General features: G+C 39.1%; 4 protein-coding genes. All 4 read left to right on the forward strand.

Annotated elements, in window-relative coordinates; all coding sequences use genetic code 11:
- Window positions 1-66: 66 nt before the first annotated feature.
- The 4 genes from ACFIO3_RS07795 (at window position 67) to truB (ending at window position 4,720) form a co-directional block, all read left to right on the forward strand.
- Window positions 67-702, forward strand: a complete 636-nt coding sequence (locus ACFIO3_RS07795) for an RNA-binding protein (protein WP_375608029.1) — start codon at window positions 67-69, stop codon at window positions 700-702.
- On the forward strand, window positions 699-3,218 hold the full coding sequence (infB, locus tag ACFIO3_RS07800) for a translation initiation factor IF-2 (protein WP_375608028.1): 2,520 nt from the start codon (window positions 699-701) through the stop codon (window positions 3,216-3,218). The genes ACFIO3_RS07795 and infB overlap by 4 nt, the downstream gene beginning before the upstream one ends.
- A 123-nt stretch (window positions 3,219-3,341) precedes the next feature.
- Window positions 3,342-3,755, forward strand: coding sequence for a 30S ribosome-binding factor RbfA (gene rbfA, locus ACFIO3_RS07805; protein WP_375608027.1), 414 nt, complete (start codon window positions 3,342-3,344; stop codon window positions 3,753-3,755).
- Window positions 3,756-3,757: 2 nt separating this feature from the next.
- Window positions 3,758-4,720, forward strand: a complete 963-nt coding sequence (truB, locus tag ACFIO3_RS07810; RefSeq protein WP_375608026.1) for a tRNA pseudouridine(55) synthase TruB — start codon at window positions 3,758-3,760, stop codon at window positions 4,718-4,720.
- Window positions 4,721-5,703: the final 983 nt, after the last annotated feature.

Raw genomic sequence — 5,703 nt, forward strand, 5'->3', positions numbered from 1 at the left:
CCTGTAGAAGATGAAAATTCTGCAGAAAATGAAAAAACAGATGATTTGGATGTGGATACACTTTAAATGAATGAACGAACTTGCATTGTGACCCGAAAAAATGCTTCAGCACAAACGCTGATCCGTTTTGTTATTGGTCCCAATAACCAAATTGTTCCTGATCTTAAAGCGAATTTACCAGGGCGTGGCGTTTGGATTTCTGCCCATCACGCTGTTATTGAGAAAGCAATCAAACAGAAAGCTTTTCATAGAAATTTTAAAACAGATGTTGAGGTTGTACCAAATCTTGTGCATGTTGTTGATACACTTTTACTAAAAGCTGCTCTCTCAAGCCTTTCCATGGCAAGAAAAGCAGGAGCCGTTGTCGCAGGAGCAACAAAGGTTGACACCGCTATTCGCTCTGGTCAAGTTATTCTTGTACTCCATGCCAAAGAAACAACAGAAGATGGAAAACGAAAAATTGCACAGGCCATCCACACAACACAACAACAAACAAATCGCACTATAAAAACCATATCTTTATTTACAAGTGATGAAATGCGAGTGGCTTTTGGCTCTAGTCCTGTAATGCACGCAGCTTTATTGGACACAAAGGCTGCCGAAGGATTTCTCAAAACGATATATAAATTGATCACCTATCGTGATGACAAACATAGTAAGCTTGGTGAGATAACGGCACAAGCCGTGAAGGAAGTACAATGAGTGAAAATAACAACGACAAAACAACAATCAAGAAGACACTAACTCTCAAGCGGTCTGTCTTGGAAACAAGCACGGTCAAACAAAATTTTAGCCATGGCCGTACAAAGGCTGTCGTTGTCGAAACTAAACGGCGTAAAATTACGCGACCTGATGAAAAAACTGAGACCCTACAACCCATTACAAAGCCGCATGTGGCTTCCCAGCGCTCTAAACCACGTTTTGAGGGAAAAAAGCCTCAAGAATCTGTAGCCAAAAGCAATCTTTCATCGGCTGAAATGGAAGCAAGACTTCGCGCATTAGAAGAAGCACATATCCAAGAAAGAATAACGCGAGAACAAGCCGAAGAAAAAGCAAAACGCGCTAAAGAACAGGAAGAAATTTTACAGCAAGAAATTAAAGAAAAAGAAATACATCCCCAACAAGAAGAAGAAAAACCGCTGATACAGACTCCACCTGTTCCTCCTCTCATCGAACAAACAGATATTCCTCTTGCGCCTAAAAACACAACTGTGATTGAAAAACGCAAAATAGATGAAGATAAAGAAGAAGAGCGGCATAACCGACGTTCTAATCTTTCTAAATCAGAAATACGCGCACCAAAAGTTATCAAAGGGACTGATGAGCGACGTCGTGGAAAACTAACTCTTAATAGCGCACTGGATGAAGAAGGAAGCGCACGTGGGCGCTCAATGGCTGCAATGCGGCGCAGACAGGAAAAGTTTAAGCGTGCACAAAACCAAGAACCAAGAGAAAAAATTTCTCGCGAAGTTGTTCTTCCTGAAACAATTACCATTCAAGAGCTCGCACAACGTATGACTGAGCGTTCCGTTGATGTAGTTAAATTTTTAATGAAACAGGGACAAATGGTGAAACCTGGTGATGTTATTGACGCAGACGTTGCCGAACTCATCGCTGTTGAATTTGGCCATACTGTTAAACGTGTTTTAGAATCTGATGTAGAGGAAGGTATCTTTAATGTAACAGATAATCCTCAAAATATGCAGCAGCGTCCCCCTGTTGTAACCATTATGGGCCATGTTGACCACGGAAAAACTTCTCTTCTGGATGCTATTCGCAAAGCAAATGTTGTTTCTGGCGAAGCAGGTGGTATTACGCAGCATATTGGTGCCTATCAAGTAGAACAAAACGGTCAAAAAATTACCTTTATTGATACACCAGGGCATGCTGCATTTACGGCTATGCGTGCACGCGGAGCGCGTGTTACTGATATTGCTGTTCTCGTTGTAGCCGCTGATGATAGTGTTATGCCTCAAACGATTGAATCAATCAATCATGCGAAAGCTGCTGGTGTCCCTATCATTGTTGCTATCAACAAAATTGATAAACCAGCTGCGAATGCACAAAAAGTACGTACAGAACTTTTACAACATGAAGTGTTTGTTGAAACTATGGGCGGGGAAACTTTGGACGTTGAGGTTTCTGCTAAAACTGGTCAAAACCTAGATAAACTTCTCGAAGCTATCCTTCTTCAAGCTGAAATGCTTGACCTGAAAGCAGATCCTCAGCGAACTGCAGAGGGCGTTGTCATTGAAGCCAAATTGGATCGAGGACGCGGATCTGTTGCAACAGTTCTTGTTCAAAAAGGTACATTACATCCTTCTGATATTATCGTTGCCGGAAATGAATGGGGTCGTGTACGTGCTTTGATTGATGACCGTGGTCGTCATGTCAAAGAAGCTGTTCCCTCTACACCAATTGAAATTTTAGGCATGCAAAGAACACCACAAGCTGGAGATCGTTTTGCTGTTGTCACACATGAAGCAAAAGCACGCGAAATTTCTGAATATCGTCAACGATTAGCTCGTGATAAAGCTGTTGCTCGACAAACGGGTTCGCGTGGTTCTCTTGAACAGATGATGACAAAATTGCAAACAACTGGTGTTAAGGAGTTTTCTCTTATTATAAAAGGAGATGTGCAAGGATCAATTGAAGCAATCGCTTCAGCATTAGAGAAGCTAGGAAATGATGAGGTTCGTGCGCGTGTTGTACATTCTGGTGCTGGAGGAATTACCGAAAGTGATATTTCTCTTGCCGAAGCATCTAATTCAGCTGTGATTGGTTTTAATGTTCGGGCCAATAAACAAGCGCGTGATTTTGCTAAAACACAAGGAATTGAAATTCGTTATTATAACATCATTTACGATCTTGTTGACGATATCAAAGCCGCCATGTCTGGATTACTCTCACCAGAACAGCGTGAAACATTCCTTGGTAATGCTGAAATTCTAGAAGTCTTTAACATTACAAAAATCGGAAAAGTTGCTGGATGTCGTGTTACAGAAGGTAAAATAGAACGAGGAGCAGGCGTTCGCCTTATCCGTGATAACATCGTTATTCACGAAGGAAAGCTAAAAACACTCAAACGCTTCAAGGATGAAGTCAATGAAGTACAAAGTGGTCAAGAATGTGGAATAGCCTTTGAAAACTATGAAGATATGCGCGCAGGAGATATCATTGAGACCTTCCGTATCGAACATATTAATCGCACATTATAAAATAATCCAATAACTTTACCCTAGTGTAAAATGAGGAAAGTTATTCGATTATATAGACAATGTCTCTTTTTTTCCTTATCTAAATGATCAAAAAAGAGGTCTTGTAGCGAGGATAAAACTTTGATGAAAAATGCAGGGCCATCAAAACGGCAACTTAGAGTAGCAGAGCAAGTACGTCACGCAGTAGCGCATATACTACAGCGTGGTATTTTGCTTGATGATGTCTTGAAGGATATTGTCATTTCTGTCTCTGAAGTACGAATGTCACCAGATTTAAAAATTGCCACTTGTTTTGTATCACCTCTCAGCACTCTTAAAAATACTTTCCATACCGATACCGATGTCGTTGATATTCTCAATAAACATAGTCGTTTTCTCCGTGGAGAAATCAGCCATACGTTGCAACAAATGAAATATATGCCTCAACTGCGTTTCCGACTTGATAATAGTTTTGATAATTTTTCAAAAATTGATGCCCTACTTCGTTCGCCTGAGGTCGCGCGCGATCTTCACCATAGTGATAAAGATAAGGTTTAAGTATGGCACGACACCGCAAAAAAAAAGGACGTCCTGTTTCTGGCTGGGTCATATTTGATAAACCAAAGGGAATGAAATCCACAGAAGCTGTCTCACAAATCAAATGGCTCTTTCATGCACAAAAAGCAGGACATGCCGGTACGCTTGATCCTCTTGCTTCTGGTCTCTTACCCATTGCATTGGGTGAAGCAACCAAAACCGTTCCTTACGTGATGCAAGGCAAAAAAACTTACCGTTTTCATATCGCTTGGGGACAAGAACGTTCAACAGATGATCTAGAGGGAGAAATAACCAAAACATCTCTCAAACGTCCAACTCGAGAAGAAATACTTGCTCTTCTTCCTCAATATACAGGTATTATTTTGCAAACACCTCCACAATTTTCAGCAATAAAAATTGCCGGAAATCGCGCTTATGATCTAGCGCGTGAAGGGGAAATCGTTGAAATTCCACCCCGTGAAGTGGAAATAGAAACTTTCAAGTTAATAGAAACTCCTACCAAGGAGTATTCTGTCTTTGAAATAACCTGCGGGAAAGGAACTTATGTGCGCTCTTTAGCACGCGATATGGGACGTGATCTGGGATGCTACGGGCATATTGCTGACTTAAGACGTATTACCGTCGCACCTTTTGATGAAGAGGATCTCATCACATGGGATGAACTAAAAGCAGCTAGCCCGCTAAATAAAAATACTACAGAGGAAAATAATAGTTCTTTTGAAAAAAATTTCACAACACTCGATGGGCTCTTAATTGAAACGAGCGCCGCATTGGATTGCCTCTTTCATTATACCCTTAATGAAACCCAAGCACAAAGAGTTATGAAGGGGCATTCTATACTCTTGTGTCATCACAAAATACCTCTTGATGAAGATGAAATTTGTGTCCTCTATAAGGAACAACTGCTTGCTATCGGCACCCTCGACAAAGATCTATTTAAAGCAAAGCGGATTTTTACAATTTAATCGATTCTTTCCCCCTTTTTCGGAAAGATCATTTTTCTCTCTCAAATAAAGAAAATGTGTTGCTTTTCATTGTCTCCATTTTTCTTATTCACATCAAAAATTAAGTTAACGATACAAGCCAATACCATCATACACTTTGTCCCCCCCTAATGTAACAACAGTCCTTGCATTTAAAAAGATTCATAAGAGACATGTTATATCCCTTTTTCAATCTCTTTTTACTCACACGTTAACCTCCGTTTGTAATGTATCAGCGAATGATTTGGATGGATTCAACCTAAACACATTTAAAATGAAATAATCCTACGATATCTAGACTTTTACATTCAATATAAAAAACAGTTATTTATTCTTATAATCAATGTGTTGGAATCATATTCATTGCGTCCAACCTTAAAAACTCAAGAATCTATATCATGTTAAATCACTCATTTGATCATTACAGTACACACCTACATAATCTCTTTTTGGCAAAAAGAATTGTTTCGAATAGAAAAACTCAAACCGCAGGATTTAAACACATTGTAAGGATAATCCCTTCCAACTATTTATCCAATAAAAATTGATCGTTGACCACCTAAAAATGGCATAATTATGCTTACAATCGATCATTCTAATCGTCACGAAAGCACGCAAAGGTTTTGTAAAAATATCTGTAAAGAATAAGAAATTGTCAAGCTAGGGATTAGCTTATCGTTGTTTTTTGTATCGAATAAAAAGCTAGTATATCTCTTCATTCCATGGTTGGTATTTTGTAAACAGTTTCAACTTTCTATACCAGATATGAGTAAAGATATATCTGGTTGAGTAATATTTAAAAGGGTAAGATAGCTTCATTTTGCAAAAACATGCAAGCAAAAACAAGCTATTTTTCATCTTACTATTATCCCTTTCATTCGACTCTACTTTTTAAATAATAGGGATTACGCTTTGTCTTACGTTTTTATTTTTCTCGCTCTTTTAATATGATTATTTCTCACTCA

The sequence above is a fragment of the Bartonella sp. AD328YNZD genome, from assembly GCF_042196425.1.

Coding starts and splice junctions, on each gene's coding strand:
- rbfA (WP_375608027.1), top strand. CDS start 3,342: ATGAAAAATGCAGGGCCATCAAAACGGCAACTTAGAGTAGCAGAGCAA.
- ACFIO3_RS07795 (WP_375608029.1), top strand. CDS start 67: ATGAATGAACGAACTTGCATTGTGACCCGAAAAAATGCTTCAGCACAA.
- infB (WP_375608028.1), top strand. CDS start 699: ATGAGTGAAAATAACAACGACAAAACAACAATCAAGAAGACACTAACT.
- truB (WP_375608026.1), top strand. CDS start 3,758: ATGGCACGACACCGCAAAAAAAAAGGACGTCCTGTTTCTGGCTGGGTC.